Annotated in this window: 20 protein-coding genes; 8 read left to right on the top strand and 12 right to left on the bottom strand. The window is 55.3% G+C overall.

The annotated features are described in order from the left end of the window. Positions 1–180: 180 nt before the first annotated feature. From hemG to pepQ, 4 genes are read right to left on the bottom strand one after another with little or no spacing between them, the layout of a single operon-like run. The gene (hemG, locus tag ACTJJA_RS23240; RefSeq protein WP_211449852.1) at positions 181–726 is read right to left on the bottom strand and encodes a menaquinone-dependent protoporphyrinogen IX dehydrogenase; all 546 of its coding nucleotides are present in this window, start codon (positions 724–726) and stop codon (positions 181–183) included. A 10-nt stretch (positions 727–736) separates the two neighbouring features. Further along, positions 737–2,188 (bottom strand): Trk system potassium transporter TrkH, encoded by a 1,452-nt coding sequence (gene trkH, locus ACTJJA_RS23235; RefSeq protein ID WP_010436781.1) that lies wholly within the window; start codon positions 2,186–2,188, stop codon positions 737–739. Between the two features lie 40 nt (positions 2,189–2,228). Next, positions 2,229–2,843, bottom strand: a complete 615-nt coding sequence (locus ACTJJA_RS23230; RefSeq protein WP_440669303.1) for an IMPACT family protein — start codon at positions 2,841–2,843, stop codon at positions 2,229–2,231. Continuing rightward, on the bottom strand, positions 2,843–4,174 hold the full coding sequence (gene pepQ / locus ACTJJA_RS23225; protein WP_089599656.1) for a Xaa-Pro dipeptidase: 1,332 nt from the start codon (positions 4,172–4,174) through the stop codon (positions 2,843–2,845). The genes ACTJJA_RS23230 and pepQ overlap by 1 nt, the downstream gene beginning before the upstream one ends. A gap of 190 nt (positions 4,175–4,364) precedes the next feature. On the opposite strand from pepQ, the gene fadB reads away from it, so the two are divergent. Together fadB and fadA are read left to right on the top strand one after the other, a co-directional pair. Further along, a complete protein-coding gene (gene fadB / locus ACTJJA_RS23220; RefSeq protein WP_440669302.1) occupies positions 4,365–6,554 on the top strand; it encodes a fatty acid oxidation complex subunit alpha FadB in 2,190 nt (729 codons plus the stop codon). 9 nt (positions 6,555–6,563) lie between these two features. Further along, complete coding sequence (gene fadA / locus ACTJJA_RS23215) at positions 6,564–7,727, top strand: acetyl-CoA C-acyltransferase FadA (protein WP_010436772.1); 1,164 nt, start codon at positions 6,564–6,566, stop codon at positions 7,725–7,727. 80 nt (positions 7,728–7,807) lie between these two features. On the opposite strand, the gene glyS is transcribed toward fadA, so the two are convergent. The 3 genes from glyS to ACTJJA_RS23200 all read right to left on the bottom strand — a co-directional run bounded on the left by glyS (position 7,808) and on the right by ACTJJA_RS23200 (position 11,264). Beyond that, entirely contained in the window at positions 7,808–9,877 is a 2,070-nt protein-coding gene (glyS, locus tag ACTJJA_RS23210) for a glycine--tRNA ligase subunit beta (protein WP_440669301.1), read from the bottom strand. A gap of 9 nt (positions 9,878–9,886) precedes the next feature. Continuing rightward, the gene (glyQ, locus tag ACTJJA_RS23205; RefSeq protein WP_003860141.1) at positions 9,887–10,798 is read right to left on the bottom strand and encodes a glycine--tRNA ligase subunit alpha; all 912 of its coding nucleotides are present in this window, start codon (positions 10,796–10,798) and stop codon (positions 9,887–9,889) included. A gap of 160 nt (positions 10,799–10,958) precedes the next feature. Then, positions 10,959–11,264 carry a YsaB family lipoprotein gene (locus ACTJJA_RS23200; protein WP_089599661.1) on the bottom strand — a complete coding sequence of 102 codons (306 nt, stop codon included), beginning with the start codon at positions 11,262–11,264 and terminating at the stop codon, positions 10,959–10,961. Positions 11,265–11,447: 183 nt separating this feature from the next. On the opposite strand from ACTJJA_RS23200, the gene ACTJJA_RS23195 reads away from it, so the two are divergent. Beyond that, positions 11,448–12,443 carry an acyltransferase gene (locus tag ACTJJA_RS23195; RefSeq protein ID WP_440669300.1) on the top strand — a complete coding sequence of 332 codons (996 nt, stop codon included), beginning with the start codon at positions 11,448–11,450 and terminating at the stop codon, positions 12,441–12,443. On the opposite strand, the gene ACTJJA_RS23190 is transcribed toward ACTJJA_RS23195, so the two are convergent. The 4 genes from ACTJJA_RS23190 to xylA form a co-directional block, all read right to left on the bottom strand. Next, entirely contained in the window at positions 12,436–13,356 is a 921-nt protein-coding gene (locus ACTJJA_RS23190) for a GlxA family transcriptional regulator (RefSeq protein WP_042716569.1), read from the bottom strand. The genes ACTJJA_RS23195 and ACTJJA_RS23190 overlap by 8 nt on opposite strands. Continuing rightward, positions 13,356–13,895 carry an isochorismatase family protein gene (locus tag ACTJJA_RS23185; protein ID WP_431139338.1) on the bottom strand — a complete coding sequence of 180 codons (540 nt, stop codon included), beginning with the start codon at positions 13,893–13,895 and terminating at the stop codon, positions 13,356–13,358. Before ACTJJA_RS23185 ends, ACTJJA_RS23190 begins: the two co-directional genes overlap by 1 nt. Positions 13,896–13,997: 102 nt before the next feature. Next, positions 13,998–15,452 carry a xylulokinase gene (xylB, locus tag ACTJJA_RS23180; RefSeq protein WP_440669299.1) on the bottom strand — a complete coding sequence of 485 codons (1,455 nt, stop codon included), beginning with the start codon at positions 15,450–15,452 and terminating at the stop codon, positions 13,998–14,000. A 60-nt stretch (positions 15,453–15,512) separates the two neighbouring features. Beyond that, positions 15,513–16,835 carry a xylose isomerase gene (gene xylA / locus ACTJJA_RS23175; protein WP_089599718.1) on the bottom strand — a complete coding sequence of 441 codons (1,323 nt, stop codon included), beginning with the start codon at positions 16,833–16,835 and terminating at the stop codon, positions 15,513–15,515. 370 nt (positions 16,836–17,205) lie between these two features. Between xylA and xylF the strand changes: the two genes are divergently transcribed. The 4 genes from xylF to xylR all read left to right on the top strand — a co-directional run bounded on the left by xylF (position 17,206) and on the right by xylR (position 22,183). Beyond that, positions 17,206–18,198 carry a D-xylose ABC transporter substrate-binding protein gene (xylF, locus tag ACTJJA_RS23170; protein ID WP_440669304.1) on the top strand — a complete coding sequence of 331 codons (993 nt, stop codon included), beginning with the start codon at positions 17,206–17,208 and terminating at the stop codon, positions 18,196–18,198. A gap of 71 nt (positions 18,199–18,269) precedes the next feature. Continuing rightward, positions 18,270–19,811 carry a xylose ABC transporter ATP-binding protein gene (locus ACTJJA_RS23165; RefSeq protein WP_010436748.1) on the top strand — a complete coding sequence of 514 codons (1,542 nt, stop codon included), beginning with the start codon at positions 18,270–18,272 and terminating at the stop codon, positions 19,809–19,811. Beyond that, the gene (gene xylH, locus ACTJJA_RS23160; protein WP_010436746.1) at positions 19,789–20,970 is read left to right on the top strand and encodes a xylose ABC transporter permease XylH; all 1,182 of its coding nucleotides are present in this window, start codon (positions 19,789–19,791) and stop codon (positions 20,968–20,970) included. The genes ACTJJA_RS23165 and xylH overlap by 23 nt, the downstream gene beginning before the upstream one ends. Positions 20,971–21,004: 34 nt before the next feature. Continuing rightward, positions 21,005–22,183: a D-xylose utilization transcriptional activator XylR gene (xylR, locus tag ACTJJA_RS23155; RefSeq protein WP_089599673.1), complete on the top strand. Its 1,179-nt coding sequence runs from the start codon at positions 21,005–21,007 to the stop codon at positions 22,181–22,183. Positions 22,184–22,222: 39 nt separating this feature from the next. Here the strand turns inward: xylR and ACTJJA_RS23150 are convergent, their stop codons facing one another. Next, the gene (locus ACTJJA_RS23150; RefSeq protein WP_089599674.1) at positions 22,223–23,047 is read right to left on the bottom strand and encodes a protein bax; all 825 of its coding nucleotides are present in this window, start codon (positions 23,045–23,047) and stop codon (positions 22,223–22,225) included. Positions 23,048–23,361: 314 nt separating this feature from the next. Between ACTJJA_RS23150 and ACTJJA_RS23145 the strand changes: the two genes are divergently transcribed. Further along, positions 23,362–25,392 (top strand): alpha-amylase, encoded by a 2,031-nt coding sequence (locus tag ACTJJA_RS23145; protein ID WP_440669298.1) that lies wholly within the window; start codon positions 23,362–23,364, stop codon positions 25,390–25,392. Positions 25,393–25,572 lie beyond the last annotated feature (180 nt).

Genomic DNA, 25,572 nt, shown 5'->3' with positions numbered 1-25,572 from the left:
GTGTGCATATTACGCTTTCCCGCTTCAGAGTCAAGCGTTTATTTTCGCTTTTCTCTGCTGACCCGGCGGCGTGTGTGCCGTTGTTCCGTGTCAGTGGAGGCGCATTATAGGGAGTTATTCTGAAGTGACAAGCACAAAATACAAAAAACTTTTCGTTCGCTCACTTTTCAAACTTAACGCTTATTTAAGTCGCGAATCGCCCGTTATATGCGCGATTTCCCGCGCAAAACTGGCAACCTGCGACCAGTCGGTGTACACCACTTCTTTATGCGTATCGGTTTCACCGCCCGTCATCTTCATAATCAAACGGATCATAAAGCGGTCGTACCAGCGGTAGCGCGGATAGCGCAGCGCCCCGGCAAAGACCGCGCAAAGTGTTGGCTGCCACGGAGAATTAAGTAAAAACTTGCGCGTATAGCTGTTCGTTTGCGGCGTGCGCTTTTCTGCTTTACGGGCAACCAGATTGACCGAGTAGAAGGCACTGGGCAGCTTATTGAGCACGTCCTTATGTTTCTTCACAAAACGATCCAGCGCGGGATGGAAATGCCCGTAACGAATAGACGCCCCAATCACCACACGATCGTACTCCTGCCACGCGATGTGTTCCGCACGGTTCAGGTTCACTACATCCGCGTAAATGCCCAGCTCTTTTAATTCAGAAGCCAGATAAGCGGCAATCTCGCGCGTTTGTCCGTCTCGCGTAGAGAAAAGAACTAATGTTTTCATTAATGACTCCTTACTCGCGCCAGAATGTTGGGGTAAACAGCACCAGCAGCGTAAAGACCTCAAGACGCCCAAACAGCATGTTAGCGATAAGGATCCACTTCGCCACCGGATTCATACTGGCAAAGTTATCCGCCACCACGCCCAGCCCAGGCCCGAGGTTATTAAGCGTCGCCACAACAGAGGCGAATGCGGAGAAATCATCCACGCCGGTAGCAATAATAGCCAGCATACTGACGATAAAGACCAACGCATAAGCAGAGAAGAAACCCCACACCGCTTCGAGAATACGTTCCGGCAGCGCACGATTCCCCAGCTTGATGCTATAAACCGCATTCGGGTGAACAAGACGCTTCAGCTCGCGGTTGCCCTGTTTGAACAGCAGCAGTATACGAATGACCTTCAGGCCACCGCCCGTAGACCCCGCACAGCCCCCGATAAAGGCCGAGCAAAGCAAAAGCACCGGCAGGAACAGCGGCCAGCGCGCAATGCTATCCGTGGTAAAGCCCGCCGTTGTCGCCATCGACACCACCTGGAAAAAGGCCTGGTTTAGCGTGGTCATGGCCGAGTTATAAACATCGTGGAACCAAAGCACCAGCGTACAGATGATCACCAGCGTCAACTGGACGCCAATAAACATGCGGAACTCCGGGTCGCGCCAGTACACCTTCAGGCTTCGCCCACTCAGTAAAGAGAAGTGCAGCCCATAGTTACAACCGGAGATCAGCAGGAAGATAGCAATAATAGTGTTAATCGTCGGGCTGTCGAAGTAGCCCACGCTGGCATCGTGCGTGGAGAACCCACCGATAGCGATAGTCGCAAAGCTGTGCCCGATGGCATCGAAAGCGGGCATTCCTGCAAACCACAGCGCCAGGGCGCAGGCGACCGTCAGCAAGACATAGATCAGCCACAGGGTTTTTGCCGTCTCCGCAATACGCGGACGCATTTTGTTATCTTTTAGCGGGCCGGGCATTTCAGCCCGATAAAGCTGCATCCCACCGACGCCCAGAATGGGCAGGATAGCCACCGCCAGGACGATGATCCCCATACCGCCGAACCACTGCAGCATCTGGCGATAAAAAAGAATGGCATGTGGGAGAGAATCCAGCCCCACCAGCGTCGTCGCTCCGGTAGTTGTTAAACCAGAGAACGATTCAAAGAATGCATCCGTGATGCTCAAATTGGGCTGTTCAGAGAAGATAAACGGGAGCGAACCGACGCTTCCCAGCACCGTCCAGAACAGCACGACGATCAGAAACCCTTCCCGAGATTTCAGCTCGCCTTTCTCACGACGGTTTGGCCACCAGAGCAGCGAGCCAATCGCCAGCGCGACAAAAAAGGTCTGGGTAAACGCACGCCCCGCGCCGTCCCGGTAGATAAGTGCCACCAGTCCTGGGAGAATCATCGTCCCGGAAAAGAGTATGACCAGCAGTCCAACGATTCGGGTTATGGCACGAAAATGCATCTCTGCCGCTTCCTTTGGTATTCAAAAAGTGAGGTGGGGATTATTCTTCAATCGGCAGCAATTGCAACGAACCACGACTAAAATCAGCGAGTTTTGCTGAAAAAGAAGCCAGTTCCGCCTGAGGAAGCGCCACGCGTAATTGCACCATCGCCTGATAATCACTGTGCACAATCACACCGTTAACGTGCTTCAGTAACGCTTCAATGCCCGAAAGCTGCGAGTACTCGCATACCAGAGTATATTCGGTAAGTGGCGTTTTGCGGGTGGTTATCAGCAGATTAAGTGCCTGCTGGACACCCCCACCGTAGGCTTTAACCAGCCCACCCGTGCCTAATAAAATGCCGCCGTAGTAGCGAACCACTACGGCGGTGATCTCGCCCACGCCGCTGCCCATCAGCTGCGAAAGCATAGGTTTACCGGCCGTGCCAGCCGGTTCACCGTCGTCAGAAAACCCCAGCTGTTGCGAATCGTCCGGCGGACCTGCCACCCACGCCACGCAGTGGTGGCGTGCATCAGGATGCTCCGCGCGAACGGACTCGACAAACGCCTTTGCCGCCTCTGCGCCGTCGGTGTGCGCCAGCAGCGTAATAAAGCGGCTTTTCTTGATTTCCTCAACAAAGGTGACCGGTTCAGCCGGTATCAGCCAGCTTTCCATCAGGCCAGCTTCAGGTCTCGCGTCATGTTCTCGACACCGTTCTCATGAATAACCACGTTATCTTCGATACGAATGCCGCCAAACGGTTTCAACGCGTCAATTTTTTCCCAGTTGAAGTGCTTGCTGAACTGTCCTTCACGCCACGGCGCCAGCAGGGATTCAATAAAGTAGATCCCCGGCTCGATGGTCAAGACCATGCGCGGCTCAAGAATACGGGTGCAGCGCAGGTAAGGATATTTAGACGGTGCCGCCAGGTGCGTGCCGGTATCATCCTGCATGAAGCCCGCAACATCGTGAACCTGCAGGCCCAGCGGGTGACCGATACCGTGCGGCATAAATGGCCCGGTCAGATCGTTTTCGACCATCGCCTCTTCGCTCATGTCTTTCACAATCTGATGCTTACGCAGCAGTTTGGCGATGCGCTGATGGAACTGGATGTGATAATCCACATAGCTGGTTCCGGCCTTCATGGTGCCAATCAGCGCCAGCTGTTCATCGTTCACGTCTTTAATCAGCTGCGCGAAATCGGTATCCCCATTCGCCGCCCAGGTACGGGTCAGATCGGCCGCGTAGCCGTTATACTCTGCCCCTGCATCCAGCAGGAAGCTGCGCATTTCCGACGGAACCTGGTGATCAAGTTTGGTGTAGTGAAGCACAGACGCGTGCTCGTTCAGCGCGACGATGTTGCTGTACGGTACGTCGGTGTCGCGGTGACCGGTTGCGGTCAGGTAGGCAAGATTGATGTCGAACTCGCTCATGCCCGACTGGAACGCTTCGTGCGCGGCACGGTGGCCATTCACCGCCGTTTTTTGCGCTTCACGCATGCAGTAAAGTTCGTAGTCGGTTTTATACGCGCGGTAATAGTGGAGATAATCCAGCACCCCTTTCGGGTTGAGTTTATCCGCCGGAATATCCAGACCCAGCGCACGCTCTGGAACAGGGCCAATATAGCCAATGTTGCCACGCGCCGCAGGCAGCTGGCTGCCAATACCGTCCGCTTTTGGCAGGGCAATCACATCAATTTCTTCGGTCCAGAAAGAAGTCGGCAGCGGTTCCACGTTGTGCCAGTAATCCACCGGCAGATAGAACCACAGTTTCGGCTTGTTCACGCCATCCACCAGCAGCCAGCAATTTGGCACCTGTGTCACCGGCACCCAGGCTTTAAACTGCGGGTTGACCTTAAACGGATAAGCATGGTCATCAAGAAACGTGTTCATCAGTTCGCCGGAGTGGATTAACAGGGCATCCAGCTTGAAGCGCGCCAGTACATCGCGGGTACGTTCCTGTAGGGTAACGATATGATTTTTATAAAGCGAAGCCAGTGAGTCCATCATTCTTCCTTTCGTTTTTTTGACCTCAAGTCATCGCATCTTAGCACACCTCACTCCGGCTGCGTGATTTCCACCGACCGTGATCAATGCAGCAATTTCTTAATGAGAAATTTGCATTTTATTAACATAAATTCCACACTCCGTCTCATCTGGTATGACCAGATCCACTTGCTGGATTCAGGAGACTGACATGCTTTACAAAGGCGACACCCTGTACCTCAACTGGCTGGAAGATGGCATTGCCGAACTGGTGTTCGATGCCCCCGGCTCAGTGAATAAGCTTGATACCGCGACGGTGGCCAGTCTTGGCCAGGCGCTGGATGTTCTTGAAAAACAACCTGAATTAAAAGGGCTGCTGCTGCGTTCGAACAAAGCGGCCTTTATTGTCGGTGCCGATATCACCGAATTTCTCTCGCTTTTCCTGGTACCTGAAGAGCAGCTGAGCCAGTGGCTGCACTTTGCCAACAGCGTCTTTAATCGTCTGGAAGATCTGCCTGTCCCAACGATCTCCGCCGTGAACGGCTACGCGCTGGGCGGCGGCTGTGAATGTGTATTAGCCACCGATTACCGTCTCGCCACTCCGGATCTGCGCATCGGCCTGCCGGAAACCAAGCTGGGCATCATGCCGGGCTTTGGCGGCTCCGTGCGTATGCCGCGCATGCTGGGTGCCGACAGCGCGCTGGAGATCATTGCCGCGGGTAAAGATGTCGGCGCAGAACAGGCGCAGAAAATCGGCCTGGTGGACGGCGTGGTTAAGCCTGAAAAACTGATTGAGGGTGCTATCGCCATCCTCCGTCAGGCCATCAATGGCGACCTCGACTGGAAAGCCAAACGCCAGCCGAAGCTGGAGCCGTTAAAGCTCAGCAAAATTGAAGCCACCATGAGCTTCACCATCGCTAAAGGCATGGTGATGCAGACGGCGGGTAAACACTACCCGGCGCCGATCACGGCGGTGAAAACCATTGAAGCCGCGGCCCGCTTTGGCCGCGACGAAGCCCTGAAGCTTGAAAATCAGAGCTTTGTCCCGCTGGCGCACACCAATGAAGCCCGCGCGCTGGTCGGTATCTTCCTTAACGATCAGTTCGTGAAAGGTAAAGCCAAACAGCTGACCAAAAACGTTGAGACGCCAAAACATGCGGCGGTACTCGGCGCTGGCATTATGGGTGGCGGCATCGCTTACCAGTCGGCCTGGAAAGGCGTGCCGGTAGTGATGAAAGACATCAGTGAGAAATCCCTGACGCTCGGCATGACCGAAGCGGCCAAGCTGTTGAATAAACAGCTGGAGCGCGGAAAAATTGACGGGCTGAAGCTCGCAGGCGTGATCTCCACCATTCAGCCGGTGCTGGAGTACAGCGGTTTTGACCGTGTGGACGTGGTGGTTGAAGCGGTCGTTGAGAACCCGAAAGTCAAAAAAGCGGTGCTGGCCGAAACGGAAGACAAGGTTCGTCCAGGCACCGTGCTGGCCTCTAACACCTCCACTATTCCGATTGGCGAACTGGCGAGCGTGCTGAAGCGCCCGGAAAACTTCTGCGGCATGCACTTCTTCAACCCGGTACACCGTATGCCGCTGGTCGAAGTGATCCGTGGGGAAAAAACCTCTGACGAAACCATCGCCAAAGTGGTGGCGTGGGCAAGCAAGATGGGCAAAACCCCGATCGTGGTGAACGACTGCCCGGGCTTCTTCGTTAACCGCGTACTGTTCCCGTACTTTGCAGGCTTCAGCCAGCTGCTGCGCGACGGAGCGGACTTCCGCAAAATCGACAAAGTGATGGAAAAACAGTTCGGCTGGCCGATGGGACCGGCGTATCTGTTGGACGTGGTCGGTATTGATACCGCCCACCACGCTCAGGCAGTCATGGCGGCAGGCTTCCCGCAGCGCATGCAGAAAGACTATCGCGACGCCATTGACGCGCTGTTTGACGCCAACCGCTTCGGTCAGAAAAACGGCCTGGGCTTCTGGCGCTATAAAGAAGACAGCAAAGGCAAACCGAAAAAAGAAGAAGATGCCGCGGTGGATGGTCTGCTGGCCGACGTATGCCCGCCGAAACGCGATTTCACCGACGACGAGATCGTCGCCCGCATGATGATCCCGATGATCAACGAAGTGGTGCGTTGCCTGGAAGAAGGCATCATCGCCAGCCCGGCAGAAGCGGATATGGCGCTGGTGTACGGCCTTGGCTTCCCTCCGTTCCACGGCGGTGCGTTCCGCTGGCTGGATACGCTCGGCAGCGCCCGCTATCTCGATATGGTTCAGCAGTACCAGCACCTTGGCCCGCTTTATGAGGTGCCGGAAGGTCTGCGTAACAAAGCGCGCCATAACGAACCCTACTACCCAGCAGTTGAGCCAGCCCGTCCGGTTGGCGAGCTGAAAACGGCTTAAGGAGTCACAATGGAAAAGGTTGTCATTGTTGATGCGATTCGCACCCCGATGGGCCGTTCAAAAGGCGGCGCGTTCCGTAACGTGCGTGCGGAAGATCTCTCCGCGCACCTGATGCGTAGCCTGCTGGCGCGTAACCCGGCACTGGACCCAACAGCGCTGGACGATATCTACTGGGGCTGCGTGCAGCAGACCCTGGAGCAGGGCTTCAACATCGCCCGTAACGCGTCCCTGCTGGCGGAGATCCCGCACTCGGTTCCGGCTGTCACCGTCAACCGTCTGTGTGGTTCGTCCATGCAGGCGCTGCACGACGCGGCGCGCATGATCATGACCGGCGATGCGCAGGCCTGTCTGGTGGGCGGCGTTGAGCACATGGGCCACGTGCCGATGAGCCACGGGGTTGATTTCCACCCAGGCATGAGTCGTAACGTGGCGAAAGCCGCGGGGATGATGGGCCTGACCGCCGAGATGCTCTCCCGCCTCCATGGCATCAGCCGTGAAATGCAGGATGCCTTTGCCGCGCGCTCTCACGCTCGCGCCTGGGCCGCCACGCAGTCCGGTGCCTTTAAGAATGAGATCATCCCGACCGGCGGTCACGACGCAGACGGCGTACTGAAGCAGTTCAGCTACGACGAAGTCATCCGCCCGGAAACCACGGTCGAAGCGCTGTCTACCCTGCGCCCGGCATTCGATCCGGTCACCGGCACGGTAACGGCGGGAACGTCGTCCGCACTGTCCGACGGTGCCGCCGCGATGCTGGTGATGAGCGAAAGCCGCGCCCGCGAACTAGGCCTGACGCCACGCGCTCGCGTGCGTTCGATGGCGGTCGTCGGCTGCGACCCTTCCATCATGGGTTACGGCCCGGTTCCGGCCTCGAAGCTGGCACTGAAAAAAGCGGGCTTAACCGCCAGCGACATCGATCTGTTCGAGATGAACGAAGCCTTCGCCGCGCAGATCCTGCCGTGCATTAAAGATCTGGGGCTGATGGATCAGATCGACGAGAAGATTAACCTCAACGGCGGCGCGATCGCCCTTGGTCACCCGCTGGGCTGTTCCGGCGCGCGCATCAGCACGACGCTTATCAACCTGATGGAACGCAAAGATGCTCAGTTTGGTCTGGCAACAATGTGTATCGGGCTGGGTCAGGGTATCGCGACGGTATTTGAGAGAGTGTAATAAAAAAGCCGGGCTGCTTTTGCAGCCCGGCATGAGTTTAGTTGCCGTTCTTCCCGCCTGTCAGGGGCGGGTTTTTTGCATTACTGCAGCAGCGAAATATCCGCCACGCGCAGGAACAGCTCACGCAGTTTCTCGAGCATCGAGAGACGGTTAATACGCAGATCTTTATCTTCCACGTTCACCATCACTTTCTCGAAGAAGGCGTCGATAACGTCACGCAGTTCCGCCAGCTCCACCAGCGCTTCCTGGTAGCGACCTTCCGCAAAGTACGGCTCGAGCTTGTCGCGCAGCACCACAACCTGCATCGCCAGGGCAATCTCTTCCGGCTCTTTCAGGGTTGCAGCGTTAACACGCTCGTTCAGCGTCTCGTCGGATTTCGCCAGGATATTGGATACACGCTTGTTGGCCGCAGCCAGGGCTGATGCCGCTTCCAGGGTACGGAAGTGGGACACCGCCTTCATACGCGCATCGAAATCAGCCGGACGGGTCGGACGACGCGCCAGCACCGCCTGAATGGTGTCAACGGTGTAGCCTTCGTCCTGATACCAGGCACGGAAACGACCGAGCATGAAGTCGATGACGTCATCCACGACCTTCGCGTTGGTCAGCTTGTCGCCGTACAGACGCACCGCTTCTTCGGTCAGGGTCTGCAGATCGAGGTTCAGGTTCTTCTCAACGATGATACGCAGCACGCCCAGCGCGGCACGACGCAGCGCGAACGGGTCCTTGTCGCCTTTCGGGTGCTGACCGATACCAAAGATACCCGCCAGGGTGTCCATCTTATCGGCAATCGCCACGGCGCAGGCAACCGGGTTGGACGGCAGATCGTCACCCGCAAAGCGCGGCTGATACTGCTCGTTCAGAGCCACAGCCACGTCTTCCGCTTCGCCATCATGACGTGCGTAGTGCATGCCCATCACGCCCTGGGTGTCGGTAAATTCGAACACCATGTTGGTCATCAGGTCGCACTTGGACAGCAGGCCCGCGCGAGTCGCGTGGTTAACGTCGGCACCGATTTCACGGGCGATCCAGCCGGACAGCTCCGCGATACGGTCGGTTTTGTCGCGCAGCGTACCCAGCTGCTGCTGGAACAGCACGGTCTGCAGGCGCGGCAGGTTATCTTCCAGACGCTTTTTACGGTCGGTGTTGAAGAAGAACTCCGCATCCGCCAGACGTGGGCGCACCACTTTCTCGTTACCGGAGATAATCTGGATCGGATCTTTCGATTCGATGTTCGCCACGAAGATGAAGTTTGGCAGCAGCTTGCCGTCGTTGGCGTATACCGGGAAGTACTTCTGGTCACCCTTCATGGTGTAGACCAGCGCTTCTGCCGGAACGGCCAGGAATTTCTCTTCGAACTTAGCGGTCAGCACAACTGGCCATTCCACCAGAGAGGTGACTTCTTCCAGCAGGCTTTCGCTCAGGTCAGCGTTACCGCCAATCTGGCGTGCCGCTTCTTCGGCGTCCGCTTTGATTTTGGCTTTACGCTGTTCGTAGTCGGCAATGACTTTACCGCGCTCCAGCAGGATCTGTGGGTACTGGTCGGCATTGTCGATGGTGAACTCCGGCTCGCCCATAAAGCGGTGGCCGCGGATCACGCGATCGGACGCCACGCCCAGAATGGTGGCAGGAATAACGGCATCGCCCAGCAGCAGGGTCACGGTGTGAACCGGACGCACGAAGTGCACGTCGGACGCGCCCCAGCGCATCAGCTTAGGAATTGGCAGCTTAGCCAGTGAGGTCGCGATCATGTCCGGCAGCAGCGCTGCCGCGCTTTCGCCTTTCACATGTGCACGATACAGCAGCCACTCGCCTTTGTCGGTGGTCAGACGCTCGGCCTGGTCAACGGTGATACCGCAACCACGCGCCCAACCTTCTGCCGCCTTGCTCGGTTTGCCTTCCGCGTCGAACGCCTGAGCAATGGCCGGGCCACGTTTTTCCACTTCACGATCCGGCTGAGACGCCGCCAGATTTGCCACTTTCAGCGCCAGACGACGCGGTGCAGCAAACCATTCAATTTTACCGTGTGCCAGGCCAGCGTTATCCAGCTCGGCGGTCACGTTCGCAGCAAAAGATTCAGCCAGGCTGCGCAGGGCTTTTGGTGGCAGCTCTTCGGTGCCGATTTCCACCAGGAAAGTTTTTTCAGACATGGCCGCCTCTTATTTGTTTCGGTTGCACATCGGGAAGCCAAGGGCTTCACGGGACGCATAGTAAGCTTCTGCAACGGCTTTGGTCAGGGTACGAATACGCAGAATGTAGCGCTGACGTTCAGTCACGGAGATGGCTTTGCGGGCGTCCAGCAGGTTGAAGCTGTGGGCGGCCTTCAGAATACGCTCGTAGGCAGGCAGCGGCAGCGGAGTCTCCAGCGCCAGCAACTGCTGCGCTTCTTTCTCGTACTGCTCGAAGCAGGTGAACAGGAAGTCCACGTCCGCGTATTCGAAGTTATAGGTGGATTGCTCCACTTCGTTCTGATGGAACACGTCGCCGTAGGTGGTTTTACCCAGCGGGCCGTCGCTCCAGACCAGGTCGTAAACGCTGTCTACGCCCTGAATGTACATGGCCAGACGTTCCAGACCGTAGGTGATTTCACCGGTGATTGGTTTACATTCCAGACCGCCAACCTGCTGGAAGTAAGTGAACTGCGTCACTTCCATGCCGTTCAGCCACACTTCCCAGCCCAGACCCCAGGCACCCAGCGTTGGGTTTTCCCAGTTATCTTCCACGAAACGAATGTCGTGAATGGTCGGGTCCATACCCAGCTCTTTCAGCGACCCGAGGTACAGTTCCTGAATGTTGTCTGGTGATGGCTTAATCACCACCTGGAACTGATAGTAGTGCTGCAGACGGTTCGGGTTTTCGCCGTAACGGCCATCGGTAGGACGACGGGAAGGCTGCACATACGCGGTCGCCATTGGCTCCGGCCCCAACGCGCGTAAGCTGGTCATTGGGTGCGAGGTGCCTGCGCCAACTTCCATGTCCAAAGGTTGAACAATGGTGCAGCCCTGACGAGCCCAGTAATCCTGTAAGGTCAGGATCAGGCCCTGGAAGGTCTTGGTATCAAACTTTTGCATAGTATTTCGTGCTGGATACGTGTGGTTTTAAATGGAAGGGATCAGTATACCCGCTGGCTGCAAGATATACAGTACGAAACGGGGTTGTTTAAGATAAATTGGGGAATAAGGCGCACAGCCAGAACGCCAGGGCATTGTGGCTGCTGATTATACGAGCAGATTAGCGCATCGAGAGATGTAAAAACTGGCCGTCCGCGTCAAAAGAACAGACAAAGCCTTCTTTACGCGCAGTATAGCCTTTTAGCTCATAGCTCCCCTGAAAGCGCTCAAATCCGTTAACCGTAATTTTCTGCACCTCGGAATTATAGCGGTGAGCCGCCTGGTCTTTGCAGAGCTGCTCCATATTCAGCGAACGTTCAGGGCTGATTTTCCCCTGCTGTGCTTTTTGTTCAGGCACGTCCTGCGAGGCGCTGCACCCCGCCAGTATGAGTAGCAGAAAGAGTGACGCCACACGCTTCATCATCATTTTTATTACCGCCCTGGTCAGTGGCTGTTATTTTTAATATCAATGCTTTTATAGATTATGGTGCGTCATTCTGCGAATCTCGCGCTCCTCGTACAAGTTACGCGAGTTAAACTCAGAATTTTCCAAGGGAAGACTTTACCCTAATCGCAGTCACACTCTATTTACAGGGAATAAGAGGAACTGATGTCGTCAAAAATTAACTGGATTGATAACCTGCGAGGAATAGCCTGTCTGATGGTGGTGATGATCCACACGACGACCTGGTACGTCACGAACGCGCACAGCATCAGCCACGTTAACTGGGATATCGCTAATATACTTAACTCCGCTTCCCGCGTGAGTGTACCGCTGTTCTTTATGATTTCCGGCTTTCTCTTTTTTGGCGAACGCAGTGCGCAACCGAGGCATTTTATCCGCATCGCGTCATGCCTGGGTTTCTACAGCGTCGTAGCGCTGCTCTATATCACGCTTTTCACCTCAATTAACGGCGAACTTTCGCTGAAAAACGTGCTGCAAAAACCGATCTTCTATCACCTGTGGTTCTTCTTCGCCATTATCGTTATCTACCTGGTTTCCCCGCTGATACAGGTGAAGAACGTCAGCGGGAAAATGCTCCTGGCCCTGATGGTGGTGATTGGCGTGGTGGCAAACCCCAATACCGTCTCGCAGAAAATTGACGGATTTGAGTGGTTGCCGGTGAACCTCTATATCAACGGCGATACCTTCTACTACGTGCTTTACGGCATGCTGGGGCGCGCCATTGGCATGATGGATACACAAAAACGGAGTATGAACTGGCTTTGTGGAGCGCTATTTATCATCGGTGTGATCGTGATTTCGCGCGGTACGCTTTATGAGCTGAAGTGGCGCGGGAATTTTGCCGATACCTGGTATCTGTACTGCGGCCCGATGGTCTTTATCTGCGCCATATCCCTGCTGATACTCGTCAAAAATACGCTGAATGAACGCCCGCTTCCCGTGGTGGGATTTATTTCGCGCCACTCGCTGGGGATTTATGGTTTTCACGCGCTGGTGATCCACGCGCTTCGCACGCGTGGGATTGAGCTCAAAAGCTGGCCGCTGCTGGATATTATCTGGATTTTTGCCGCCACGCTGGTCGTGAGCTTATTGCTGTCGATGCTGTTGCAAAAAATAGATACCCGTCGCTTCGTTAGTTAGCGATTCGCTGCCGGGCACGGTGGAACTGGCGCGGGGAGGAAAACCCTGCCGCCAGCGACGCCTGCTCCACCCCACGCCCCTGCAATAACCACTGTTCGGCCACGGCCAGACGCAATTGCTCAAGGTAATCCCGAACGCTTATACCTAAATGTTCCTGAAAAAGCCGGGTCAGATGGCGTGGGCTGACGTGCGCCTGCGCAGCGATATCCGGTATCTGCCACGCTTTTTGCGGCTCAGCGGTAAGGGCGTCCTGCGCGCGGTGGATCGCCGGGTGAAGATGATTGCGGTAGCGTAACCAGGGTGAAAGCTGAGGATCGTCCCCGGAGCGGCGGAACCAGACCACCATCTCACGCGCGACGGCCAGGGCTTTTTCTGGCCCACAAAGGCGGTTAATCATATGCAGCGCCAGATCGATACCCGACGTGATCCCTGCGCTGGTCCAGATATTCTCGTCCTGCACGAAAATCCGGTTCTCTTTAATCGTCGCCGTGGGGGCTGCGGCGCGTAAGCGGCTAATGACGTCATGATGCGTTGTGCACTGCCGGTTATTCAACAAGCCCGACTTTGCCGCCAGCAACGCGCCAGAACAGACGCACATCACGGCGATATCCTGGCGCTGGATCTGCGGCTGCAGGCGCATCAGCCAGTGCTGAATCTGCTGCGCCAGAGGGGTTGAGAACTGAACGAGGGAGTCGCTGACTCCCGGCAGCACAAGCAAACTCCCTTCTGGCAGACGTTCCGGCAGCGGCTGAATACCGCTCATCGTCAGGCCAATCGACGTCTGAACATCAGGCTGCGGGCCAATGTAATGCAGGCGAAACGCGTCGCCCGCCAGCACAAAGGTTTCTGCCGGGCCGGTCATGTCTAATGACAGCACCCCGGGCAACATAACGAACCAGACGTCGATGCTCATTACAGTGACTCCAGCGTCTCCGCTACCGTTTTAATCTCGGCAAAACGCCCGGCCAGTACCGTCTCGGTACGATGACGCAGTTCGTCAGCGCTGAGGGTAATTCCTTTGTACGTCATCGGGAACGTCAGCGTGGCCTCGCTCACAAAGGTCACAGCATAGCCCAGATCGGAGGCCACACGTGCGGTAGTTTCACAACATTGTTCAGTGCGAATGCCGCAGATAATCAGTCGGTTGATATCACGCTCGCGCAGCCAGCGGTCGAGCCCGGTGTCCGTGAAGGCATTATGGACGTGTTTCTGGAAAACCACATCCGGCTGATGACGTAAAAAGGCCATCGGTTTGACATAGCCGCTTTCCAGAGTGAAGGGACCGTCTTCATCTACATGAAAAATATCAACGACCGGAATATTGCGCGACTGGCAGCCTTCAATCAGCCCCAGCATGGCCTGCTGAAAAGCAGGAATATCGCCCTCCTGCCAGTACATGCGATGATGAAATGACTGCTGAGTATCAATATTGATTAATGCGGTGCGGGACATGATGGAACTCCTCGTCAGTGGGTATGACCTTATCCTGACGAGGAAACGCAGGCACGAACAGACCAAAAAAGGACATCGTCATGCCTCTATCAGACAATCGTTTTATGACATCAACGGCAGCAGCTGCTGGTAGATCCTGCGGAACACATCACGCCTTTCCGCGTAGCGCGAATGACGTGCTGCGTCAGGAAGATGCGTTTGCTCAAGCGCCAGCTGTGGCAGCAACTGTGCGAGCGGTTTGTCAGGGTTCGCGGCTATCTGTGCCAGCCGCGCTGCGCCAAGCGCAGGCCCGACGTCGCCCCCGGTGCGATAATCAAGCTGCAGCCCGCTAATGTCAGACAGCATCTGCCGCCAGTAACTGCTGCGCGCGCCGCCGCCAATGAGCGTAATGCTTGATGGCTTCAGCCCACAATCATGTACGACGTCCATCCCATCCGCCAGCGCATACCCGACGCCCTCCAGTACCGCACGCGCCAGTTCAGCCGGGCCATGTTGATGAGTTAAACCGAAAAACACCCCTTTCGCTTCCGGGTTGTTGTGCGGCGTACGCTCGCCGGAAAGATAGGGTAAAAACCAGACGGCACCGGTATTTTCATCCGCCTGCTGCGCGGCTTCGATAAACGCAGGGACATCCGCTATTCCGGTCAGCTTCGCTGCCCAATCGAGGCAGGATGCCGCACTCAGCATCACCGACATCAAATGCCATTTCCCAGGCAGGGCATGACAGAAACTGTGGACCGCGCTTTCAGGGTTGCTGCGATAACCGTCGCTGACGGCAAAATAGACGCCGGAGGTTCCCAGCGAGAGCATCGCCTGTCCTGCCTCCACCATCCCGACACCGACAGCGCCCGCCGCGTTGTCGCCGCCGCCAGCTACCACCGGTACGGCAGGCATCTTCCAGCGTTCAGCAATGGAGGACTGCAATGTGCCGGTGACCTCGCTGCCTTCGAAGAGCGCAGGCATATGGTCACGAGTCAGATGGCAGGCATCCAGCATCGCCTCGCTCCAGTCGCGTTTCGCCACATCGAGCCACATCGTGCCCGCCGCGTCAGACATATCACTGGCGAAATCACCCGTCATGCGAAAACGCAGATAATCTTTCGGCAGCAGAACTTTCGCTACCTGACGGAAAATCTCAGGTTCATGGCGCTGTACCCACAAGAGTTTTGGTGCGGTGAAGCCTGGCATCATCAGGTTGCCGGTGATGTCACGAGAGGTCGGTACGCGTTCTTCAAGAAGCGCGCACTCTTCTGCACAGCGACCGTCGTTCCAGAGTATCGCTGGACGCAACACGCGGTGCTGGCTGTCCAGCAGCGTTGCGCCGTGCATTTGTCCGGCAATCCCCAGCGCTTTTACGTCACGGAGACTGTGCTGCGCGCCTAAGGCTGTGATTGCGCGATCCGTCGCCTGCCACCACTGCTCCGGGTCCTGTTCAGACCACAGCGGATGCGGACGTGAAACCTGCAGTTTTTCCGTCTGCGTGGCTAACACGTCGCCCTGTTCGCTTAACAGGATGGCTTTCACACCCGATGTGCCAAGATCGATCCCGATATACATTGTGGTGACTCCTTTGACAGAAATGCCCGGTGGCGCTGCGCTTACCGGGCCTACATGCTGTTACTTATCAAACAGGTAATGATTGACCAGGTTTTCCAGCAGTTCCTGGTGTCCGCTCTGATGCTGTGGTGCCAGTTGATGCTGTTCAGCGTACTTCGCGATCTCACCAAGCGATAACTGGCCTTTCAAAATTTGCTGACCTAGCTCACTGTTCCAGCCGCTATAACGCTTCGCCACGCGTTTATCCAGCTCACCGTCTTCAATCATTCGGGCGGCGATTTTCAGCGCCAGCGCCATGGTGTCCATCGCGCCAATATGGCCGTAGAACAGATCATACTTATCGGTGCTTTGGCGACGCACTTTGGCGTCAAAATTCAGACCGCCGGTGGTGAAGCCCCCCGCTTTGATGATTTCGTACATCACCAGCGCATTCTCTTCCACGCTGTTCGGGAACTGGTCGGTGTCCCAGCCCAGCTGTGCATCACCACGGTTTGCATCCACAGAACCAAAGATGCCCAGCGCAATGGCGGACGCAATTTCGTGATGGAAAGAGTGGCCCGCAAGCGTAGCGTGGTTAGCCTCAATGTTCACTTTGATCTCTTTTTCCAGACCAAATTGTTTCAGGAAGCCGTACACGGTTGCGACGTCATAATCGTACTGATGCTTGGTCGGCTCTTGCGGCTTAGGTTCAATCAGCAGCGTACCGCGGAAACCAATTTTGTGTTTATGCTCGACAACCATCTGCATAAAGCGACCAATCTGCTCACGCTCCTGACGCAGATCGGTATTCAGCAGGGTTTCGTACCCTTCACGGCCGCCCCACAGCACATAGTTCTCGCCGCCCAACTGATGCGTGGCGTTCATCGCCGTCACCACCTGTGTGGCCGCCCAACTGAACACTTCGGGATCCGGATTCGTTGCCGCGCCCGCGCCATAGCGAGGGTTAGTAAAGCAGTTTGCCGTGCCCCACAGCAGCTTCACGCCGCTCTGCTGCTGTTTTGCCGCCAGCACGTCCACCATCTGCGCGAAGTTGTTCAGATACTCTTTCAGCGACGCGCCTTCCGGAGAGACATCCACATCGTGGAAGCAGTAGTACGGCACGTTCAGCTTGTGGAAGAATTCAAACGCGACATCCGCTTTACGCTTCGCCAGTTCGATGGCTTCGCCAGGCTGTTGCCATGGACGGTCAAAAGAACCCACACCGAACATATCGGCACCATTCCAGCAGAACGTATGCCAGTAACAGGCGGCAAAGCGCAGATGATCTTCCATGCGCTTACCCAGCACCAGCTCGTCCGGGTTGTAGTGACGAAATGCTAAAGGATTGGTCGTTTTCGTGCCTTCGTAACGAACGCGATCGAGTTGGTCGAAATAAGCTTGCATATTGAGCTCCATAATCAGGGTATGCGGCGAGTCGTAGATACAGGAGTAATAGTGAATACACATTCCGGCTTGCTCAATTACGTTATTTCACACTGCTATTGAGAGAATGCACAACTGTGCGCTGGCTCGCAAAATAATGCGCAGACAAACTATTTTTCGGTGCAGATTCCAGAATCAAATGTAATTAATAAGTTACGTATTTTAAAATCCGATCGCGGTCATAAATTCAGAAATAAACCAAATATCATAATGAGAAGATAAAAATCTGTAATTGCCAGCGGGCCTTTCCACGTTAAAAATTTGCTGCGTCTCAGCAGTGAATGTTTCTTTTATCTCAGCGACACATCCCCTACAAAAAGGCCTAATAATTATGAAGATAAAGAACCTGTCCCTTACACTCTGTACTACTCTCCTGCTTGCAAGCTTTGCCGGGCATGCCAAAGAGGTGAAAATCGGCATGGCCATTGACGACCTGCGCCTGGAGCGCTGGCAAAAAGATCGCGATATTTTTGTAAAAAAAGCAGAATCCCTCGGCGCAAGCGTGTTTGTTCAGTCGGCTAACGGCAACGAAGAAACGCAAATGTCGCAAATTGAGAATATGATCAACCGTGGCGTCGATGTCCTGGTCATTATCCCGTATAACGGCCAGGTATTAAGTAACGTGGTGAAAGAAGCCAAACAAGAAGGCATAAAAGTATTGGCCTATGACCGCATGATTAATAACGCGGACATTGATTATTATATTTCGTTCGACAACGAAAAAGTGGGTGAATTACAAGCCAAAAGCCTGGTCGATAAAGTGCCTCAAGGGAATTATTTCCTGATGGGTGGTTCGCCAGTGGATAACAACGCCAAACTGTTTCGCGAAGGGCAAATGAAAGTCCTTAAACCGTACATCGACAACGGGAAAATTAAAGTGGTTGGCGATCAGTGGACTGATGGTTGGCTCCCTGAAAACGCGCTAAAAATCATGGAAAACGCGCTGACGGCCAACAACAACAAAATTGATGCAGTCGTGGCCTCTAACGATGCCACCGCTGGCGGCGCGATTCAGGCCCTGAGCGCCCAAGGGCTGGCTGGCAAAGTCGCTATCTCCGGACAGGATGCCGATCTCGCCGGGGTAAAACGCATCATTGCTGGCACCCAAACCATGACGGTTTACAAGCCCATCACAGAACTTGCAAATACGGCGGCTGAAATTGCCGTTGAGCTGGGTCAGGGTCAACAACCTAAATCTGACGCGACGTTAAACAACGGACTCAAAGATGTTCCGGCTCGTCTGCTCACCCCGATTGAAGTCAATAAAGAGAATATTGACGCCACTGTCATTAAAGACGGTTTCCACAAGAAGAGTGAACTGTAATCCCGCGCTGCCCCTGCCCGGCAGGGGCGCACCGGTCTGTCCTGTTCTCCCTCAGGTCACGTGGAGCAGTTATGTCTTATTTACTAGAAATGAAGAGCATCACCAAAGCCTTTGGCGCGGTGAAAGCGGTCGATAACGTGAGCCTGCGGCTAAACCCTGGCGAAGTGGTCTCGCTGTGCGGTGAAAACGGTTCAGGCAAGTCGACGCTGATGAAAGTGCTGTGCGGGATCTATCCACATGGCAGCTATGAGGGTGAAATCGTCTTTGCCGGTGAGGTCATTCAGGCCACACACATTCGCGATACTGAACGTAAAGGTATCGCCATTATTCATCAGGAACTGGCACTGGTGAAGCACCTCACCGTGCTGGAAAATATCTTCCTGGGGGCAGAAATCTCACGTCACGGCGTGCTGGATTACGACACCATGACGCTGCGCTGTGAAAAGCTGCTGGCGCAGGTGAGCCTCAGCATTTCACCGGATACCCGCGTGGGGGATCTTGGTCTGGGGCAGCAGCAGTTGGTCGAAATCGCCAAAGCCCTGAACAAGCAGGTAAGACTGCTGATCCTCGATGAGCCAACGGCCTCGCTCACTGAACAGGAAACCGCTGTTCTGCTCAATATCATCCGCGATCTGCAAAACCACGGTATCGCCTGCATCTATATTTCGCACAAGCTTAATGAGGTGAAAGCCATTTCGGACACCATCTGCGTGATCCGCGACGGGCAACACATCGGCACGCGTGAAGCGGAGGGCATGAGTGAAGATGACATCATCACCATGATGGTAGGGCGCGAACTCACTGCGCTCTATCCGAACGAACCCCACGCCGTGGGAGACGAAATCCTGCGCGTGGAAAATCTCACTGCATGGCATCCCGTGAATCGCCATATCAGGCGAGTTAACGACGTCTCTTTTTCCCTTCACCGCGGTGAAATCCTTGGCATTGCGGGTTTAGTGGGCGCAGGTCGAACCGAAGCCGTGCAGTGCCTGTTTGGCGTGTGGCCCGGACGCTGGGAAGGCAGCATTTACATCGATGGTCAGCCGGTAAAAATCGACAACTGCCAGCAGGCGATTGCCCATGGCATTGCCATGGTGCCAGAAGATCGCAAAAAAGACGGCATCGTGCCGGTAATGGCTGTCGGGAAAAACATCACGCTGGCGGCGCTAAACCAGTTCTCTGGCGCCCTGACGAGCCTGGACGACGCTGCCGAGCAGCAGTGTATTCTTCAGTCACTTGCCAGGCTCAAGGTCAAAACCTCCTCCCCGGAACTGGCCATTGGACGCCTCAGCGGGGGGAACCAGCAAAAGGCGATTCTGGCGCGCTGCCTCCTTCTCAACCCGCGAATTTTAATCCTGGATGAACCGACTCGCGGGATTGATATCGGCGCGAAGTATGAAATCTACAAGCTGATTAATCAGCTTGTGCAGCAAGGCATTGCCGTCATTGTCATCTCGTCTGAATTACCTGAAGTGCTCGGCCTGAGCGACCGCGTGTTGGTTATGCACGAGGGGAAACTGAAAGCCAATCTGATTAACCAGAACCTGACGCAGGAGCAGGTGATGGAAGCCGCCCTAAGGAGCGAACGTCATGTCGAAAAGCAATCCGTCTGATATCAAAGTCGCTGTGCCGACACCCGGCGCGTTCGCAGGGCTGAAAGCGCTAAACCTGCAGGTCTTCGTGATGATCGCGGCGATTATCGCCATCATGCTGTTCTTTACCTGGATGACCGATGGCTCCTATTTAAGTGCCCGTAATATCTCTAACCTGCTGCGCCAGACTGCCATCACCGGCATTCTGGCCGTGGGGATGGTGTTTGTGATTATCTCAGCGGAGATTGACCTGTCGGTCGGGTCGATGATGGGCCTGCTCGGCGGCGTGGCGGCGATATTTGATGTCTGGCTCGGCTGGCCGCTGCCGCTCACCATTGTCGTGACGCTGGCGCTGGGTCTGGTACTGGGGGCGTGGAACGGGTGGTGGGTTGCCTACCGTAAGGTGCCGTCATTCATCGTCACCCTGGCCGGGATGCTGGCCTTCCGTGGGATTCTGATTGGCATCACCAACGGCACTACCGTCTCTCCCACCAGCGCGTCTATGTCGCAGATTGGGCAGAGCTACCTCTCTGATGGCATCGGTTTTACGATCGGCGTGGTGGGCATGATGGCCTTCATCGCATGGCAGTGGCGTGGCCGTATGCGCCGTCAGGCGCTGGGGCTGGCTTCTCCGGCATCGACCTCCGTGGTCGGTCGTCAGGCGCTCACCGCCGTGATTGTGCTGGGTGCCATCTGGCTGCTGAACGATTACCGCGGTGTCCCGACGCCCGTTCTGCTGCTGGCGCTCTTGCTGCTGGGCGGCATGTTTATGGCTACGCGCACCGCGTTTGGTCGTCGTATTTATGCCATTGGCGGTAATCTTGAGGCGGCACGTCTGTCAGGGATCAACGTCGAACGCACCAAACTCGCTGTCTTTGCCATCAACGGCCTGATGGTGGCGATTGCAGGGCTGATCCTCAGCTCACGTCTGGGGGCCGGTTCACCGTCGGCAGGAAACATTGCCGAGTTGGATGCCATCGCTGCGTGTGTCATCGGCGGGACCAGTCTCGCAGGCGGTGTCGGCAGCGTGGCAGGTGCGGTGATGGGCGCATTTATTATGGCTTCGCTGGATAACGGGATGAGCATGATGGACGTCCCAACGTTTTGGCAGTATATCGTGAAGGGAGCGATTCTTTTGCTGGCAGTCTGGATGGACTCTGCAACCAAGCGACGTGCCTGAGAACAGTATTGTTACTTATTTGGGAAAGTGAGCCATGTTTGAAAAGCGTCACCGCATTACGTTGTTATTCAATGCCAACAAAGCCTACGACCGTCAGGTGGTTGAAGGGGTTGGTGAATATTTGCAGGCGTCGCAATCCGAGTGGGATATTTTCATTGAAGAAGATTTCCGCACCCGTCTGGAGAACATCAAAGACTGGCTGGGCGATGGCGTGATCGCTGACTATGACGATCCCGTCATTGAGCAATTGCTAACAGACGTCGACGTTCCCATTGTGGGCGTCGGCGGCTCGTATCATTCGCCCGATCACTATCCACCAGTCCACTACATCGCAACCGATAACCATGCGCTGGTCGAGGCCGCTTTTCTCCATTTAAAAGAGAAAGGCGTGCATCGCTTTGCCTTTTACGGGTTGCCCTCTTCAAGCGGCAAACGGTGGGCGGTAGAGCGCGAGCATGCGTTCTGCCAGCTGGTCGCAAAGGAGAAATATCGTGGTGTGGTGTATCAGGGGCTGGAAACCGCACCTGAAAACTGGCAGCACGCGCAAAACCGCCTGGCGGACTGGCTGCAAACGCTGCCGCCCCAGACAGGGATTATTGCGGTAACAGATGCTCGTGCGCGCCACGTGCTGCAGGTCTGCGAACATTTGCATATTCCGGTGCCTGAAAAGCTGTGCGTAATTGGTATTGATAACGAAGAGTTAACCCGCTATTTGTCTCGCGTGGCGCTCTCCTCTGTCGCGCAGGGAACCCGTCAAATGGGCTATCAGGCCGCAAAGCTCCTGCACCGCCTGCTGGACAACGAAGCCTTGCCGCTTCAGCGCCTGCTGGTTCCGCCTGTGCGTGTCGTCGAACGCCGCTCAACCGATTATCGCTCCTTAAGCGACCCGGCCGTCATTCAGGCAATGCACTACATTCGCAACCACGCCTGCAAAGGCATTAAGGTGGATCAGGTGCTGGATTCGGTCGGCATTTCTCGCTCAAACCTGGAAAAACGCTTTAAAGAGGAAGTGGGTGAAACTATTCACGCCGTTATTCATGCGGAAAAACTGGAGAAAGCGCGCAGCCTGCTGATCTCCACGTCGCTTTCCATCAATGAAATTTCACAAATGTGCGGCTACCCGTCGCTGCAGTATTTCTACTCGGTTTTCAGAAAGGAGTATGAGACCACGCCGAAAGAGTACCGGGAACGGTATAGCGAAGTACTGATATAAAAAGAAAAACGCCTTCCGATGGAAGGCGTTTTTTGGGGATTACATATGCGCGGCAATTAAGCGCTGGTTATCCTGGTACATCGCAAACAGATAGTTGTTATAGCGCTGCCCTTGGGTGGAATAACCTTTCAGCTTGTGGATCATCGTACTGGCCGTCACTTCCTGATCCGCTTTACGCAGCTGGGCGCGAGACTTACGGAAGGATGAGTAGGCTGGATGCGTGTTCAGATTCACGACATAGGCATTCACGGAATCTTTGACCGATTCAAACTGCGAGTAGCCTTTCACTTTACCGGGAGCATTGTTACAACGCCCTTTCACGCATTTCATGCCGAAAAGATTGTTGTTATTGCGCGCCAGCTTCGAGGTACCCCAACCGCTTTCAGCGGCGGCCATCGTTGCCACCATGCTGCCCGGAATGATGTCTACACGCTCCAGAAGTGAATTCCACGGCACACGACGCGTGTTGCCATTCCATTTCACCTTGTAGCGTTTTGAAATTTCTTTCAGGCGCGTGCGCTCAGACGGCGACCAGCGGCTATCGTACTGTTTTGAGATCAGCCAGTTACGATCCGCAGTAATCGCGGCATTTTGACTCGTGATGTAAGGCATTACCGTCCGGAGAAACGCTTTTTTCCTTGGTGTTCCGGAAGGGTATTTTCGCAAATCAGGAAGTGAACTACTCTTTGCACTATTGCGAGAATACTCTTGTTTACTGCTAACCTTACTACTTGTCGTCTTTATTACGTGGGCTTTCTTACTCGTTGTATCCGTGTGCGTCTTCGCAAGCACCTCACCCGAAAATGCCATGGTGAGTAACATGAGTATCGCAGCCCCATATCGTCGAATGGGAGTCGATATCATTAGGTCTCCTGGTCGGATGTAATCATCCCAACACCTTATTTTTTTCACAAATTTGAGAGCGGAATCTCAAATCATATCAAAAATAGTCTTCCAGAGCACGTATAGAAATAGTCCAAATCCGAAACTATGTCACCTGAAACATGCTCACTAAAGCATCAATTCTGAAAAAATGTGTGCGATATCGCAGATAACTGCCTAATTTTGCGCGGGATCACTCATCCCTTCGCGTCCTCCTGGCAGAAACCGTCGGAGGAGGAGTTTTTCCTCAGTACCCGGTGGCACACTGGTCAAAAAATCCGCGACAGGAAAATGGAATGAAACGCACCGCATTGGCTCTCCTGATGTTACCCGCACTGGCACATGCAGACTGGTCATCGCCGGGATTTAGCGCTTTTCGCGCGGAAGGAACCGGGGTCTTCACCAGCCAGGCAAAGCTCGCGAAGGGTACCCGTCCTTTAACAGTGAGTTTTGACAACACGTGCTGGCAGCCTACGGGCTCCATAAAACTCAATGAGATGCTGTCGCTCAAGCACTGTGAGGGCACACCGCCCCAGTGGCGGCTATTCCGTGACGGTGATTATCAGATGCGCGTCGATACCCGCTCCGGGACACCAACCCTGATGCTGACCATTCAGAGTACAACGGAGCAACCTGTCGCGAACGTCGCCCGTCAGTGTCCAAAGTGGGACGGCAAACCTTTGACGCTGGAGGTAAGCAGTACCTTCCCTGAAGGCACAGTGGTGCGTGATTTCTACAGCAAACAGACGGCGACGGTGCAGAACGGCAAAATCACCCTACAGCCTGCCGCCAACAGCAACGGCCTGCTGCTGCTTGAGCGTGCCGAAACCGACCAGCCCGCGCCCTTCAGCTGGCAAAACGCCACCGTCTATTTCGTGCTGACCGACCGCTTTGTGAATGGCGACCCGAGCAACGACAACAGCTATGGCCGTCATAAAGACGGCATGCAGGAGATCGGCACCTTCCACGGCGGCGATCTCAAGGGGCTTACCGGCAAGCTCGACTACCTGCAGCAACTGGGCGTCAACGCGCTGTGGATAAGCTCCCCGCTGGAGCAAATCCACGGCTGGGTGGGCGGTGGAACCAAAGGTGATTTCCCTCACTACGCCTATCACGGTTACTACACGCAGGACTGGACGAAGCTCGATGCCAACATGGGCACCGAAGATGACCTGCGCCAGCTTGTTGACGAAGCGCACAAGCGCGGTATCCGTATTCTGTTTGATATCGTCATGAACCACGTTGGCTACGCGACCCTTGCGGACATGCAGGAGTACCAGTTTGGCGCGCTGTATCTGCAGGGCGATGAGCTGAAGAAAACGCTGGGTGAACGCTGGACGGACTGGAAACCCGGCGCGGGCCAAAGCTGGCACAGCTTTAACGACTACATCAACTTTAGCGACAAAGCCGCATGGGAAAAATGGTGGGGCAAGAAATGGATCCGCACCGACATTGGTGATTACGACAACCCCGGCTTCGACGATTTGACCATGTCGCTGGCCTTCCTGCCGGATCTGAAAACGGAATCGACTACCCCGTCAGGTTTGCCGAACTTTTATCAACACAAGCCCGACACCGGCGCGAAAGCGATGACGAATTTCACGCCCCGGGATTACCTGACCCACTGGCTCAGCCAGTGGGTTCGTGACTACGGTATCGACGGCTTCCGGGTTGATACCGCAAAGCACGTTGAACTCGACGCATGGCAGCAGCTGAAAGATCAGGCAGGCCAGGCACTGGCAGCGTGGAAAGCGGCGAACCCCGATAAAAAACTCGACAATGCGCCCTTCTGGATGACCGGTGAAGCATGGGGCCACGGCGTGATGCAGAGCGATTATTACCGCCACGGTTTCGACGCAATGATCAACTTTGACTATCAGGAGCAGGCGGCGAAAGCGGTGGACTGTCTGGCTGATATCGATATGACGTGGCAGCAGATGGCGGAGAAACTGCAAAGCTTCAATGTGCTGAGCTATCTCTCGTCACACGATACGCGACTGTTCCGAGAAGGAGGCCAGCGCGCGGCGGAGCTGCTCATGCTGGCGCCGGGCAGCGTGCAGATTTACTACGGCGATGAATCTGAACGTCCGTTCGGCCCAACAGGCTCCGACCCGCTTCAGGGCACACGCTCGGACATGAACTGGCAGGACGTGACGGGCAAACAGGCCTTAACCGTCGCTCACTGGCAAACTCTGGGTCAGTTCCGCGCCCGTCACCCGGCGACTGGTGAAGGCAAGCAAACCACGCTGTCACTGAAGGAAGGCTACGGCTTCGTGCGCGAGCACAAGGGCGATAAAGTGATGGTGGTATGGGCGGGTAATCAATAAACGGCCCCTCACCCTAACCCTCTCCCCACAGGGGAGAGGGCCGGGGTGAGGGGGAAACAAACCAGAACGATTCACTACAAAAATCCAAACCCACCCTATAAAACAACAAATCCGACCACATCACCTGATTTGCACCAGCACGGTGCTAGCGTTATGGTTACCCCCTTTCATAATAAGCCC

This window comes from Enterobacter sp. 22452, assembly GCF_052045065.1.
Lineage (GTDB): Bacteria > Pseudomonadota > Gammaproteobacteria > Enterobacterales > Enterobacteriaceae > Enterobacter > Enterobacter mori.
Note: the sequence above shows the minus strand (reverse complement) of the source record. Positions and strands in the feature narration are given on the sequence as shown.

What these genes read in the sequence shown, in the direction of transcription:
- hemG (WP_211449852.1), bottom strand. Translation starts at nt 726, where the DNA reads ATGAAAACATTAGTTCTTTTCTCTACGCGAGACGGACAAACGCGCGAG.
- trkH (WP_010436781.1), bottom strand. Translation starts at nt 2,188, where the DNA reads ATGCATTTTCGTGCCATAACCCGAATCGTTGGACTGCTGGTCATACTC.
- ACTJJA_RS23230 (WP_440669303.1), bottom strand. Translation starts at nt 2,843, where the DNA reads ATGGAAAGCTGGCTGATACCGGCTGAACCGGTCACCTTTGTTGAGGAA.
- pepQ (WP_089599656.1), bottom strand. Translation starts at nt 4,174, where the DNA reads ATGGACTCACTGGCTTCGCTTTATAAAAATCATATCGTTACCCTACAG.
- fadB (WP_440669302.1), top strand. Translation starts at nt 4,365, where the DNA reads ATGCTTTACAAAGGCGACACCCTGTACCTCAACTGGCTGGAAGATGGC.
- fadA (WP_010436772.1), top strand. Translation starts at nt 6,564, where the DNA reads ATGGAAAAGGTTGTCATTGTTGATGCGATTCGCACCCCGATGGGCCGT.
- glyS (WP_440669301.1), bottom strand. Translation starts at nt 9,877, where the DNA reads ATGTCTGAAAAAACTTTCCTGGTGGAAATCGGCACCGAAGAGCTGCCA.
- glyQ (WP_003860141.1), bottom strand. Translation starts at nt 10,798, where the DNA reads ATGCAAAAGTTTGATACCAAGACCTTCCAGGGCCTGATCCTGACCTTA.
- ACTJJA_RS23200 (WP_089599661.1), bottom strand. Translation starts at nt 11,264, where the DNA reads ATGATGATGAAGCGTGTGGCGTCACTCTTTCTGCTACTCATACTGGCG.
- ACTJJA_RS23195 (WP_440669300.1), top strand. Translation starts at nt 11,448, where the DNA reads ATGTCGTCAAAAATTAACTGGATTGATAACCTGCGAGGAATAGCCTGT.
- ACTJJA_RS23190 (WP_042716569.1), bottom strand. Translation starts at nt 13,356, where the DNA reads ATGAGCATCGACGTCTGGTTCGTTATGTTGCCCGGGGTGCTGTCATTA.
- ACTJJA_RS23185 (WP_431139338.1), bottom strand. Translation starts at nt 13,895, where the DNA reads ATGTCCCGCACCGCATTAATCAATATTGATACTCAGCAGTCATTTCAT.
- xylB (WP_440669299.1), bottom strand. Translation starts at nt 15,452, where the DNA reads ATGTATATCGGGATCGATCTTGGCACATCGGGTGTGAAAGCCATCCTG.
- xylA (WP_089599718.1), bottom strand. Translation starts at nt 16,835, where the DNA reads ATGCAAGCTTATTTCGACCAACTCGATCGCGTTCGTTACGAAGGCACG.
- xylF (WP_440669304.1), top strand. Translation starts at nt 17,206, where the DNA reads ATGAAGATAAAGAACCTGTCCCTTACACTCTGTACTACTCTCCTGCTT.
- ACTJJA_RS23165 (WP_010436748.1), top strand. Translation starts at nt 18,270, where the DNA reads ATGTCTTATTTACTAGAAATGAAGAGCATCACCAAAGCCTTTGGCGCG.
- xylH (WP_010436746.1), top strand. Translation starts at nt 19,789, where the DNA reads ATGTCGAAAAGCAATCCGTCTGATATCAAAGTCGCTGTGCCGACACCC.
- xylR (WP_089599673.1), top strand. Translation starts at nt 21,005, where the DNA reads ATGTTTGAAAAGCGTCACCGCATTACGTTGTTATTCAATGCCAACAAA.
- ACTJJA_RS23150 (WP_089599674.1), bottom strand. Translation starts at nt 23,047, where the DNA reads ATGATATCGACTCCCATTCGACGATATGGGGCTGCGATACTCATGTTA.
- ACTJJA_RS23145 (WP_440669298.1), top strand. Translation starts at nt 23,362, where the DNA reads ATGAAACGCACCGCATTGGCTCTCCTGATGTTACCCGCACTGGCACAT.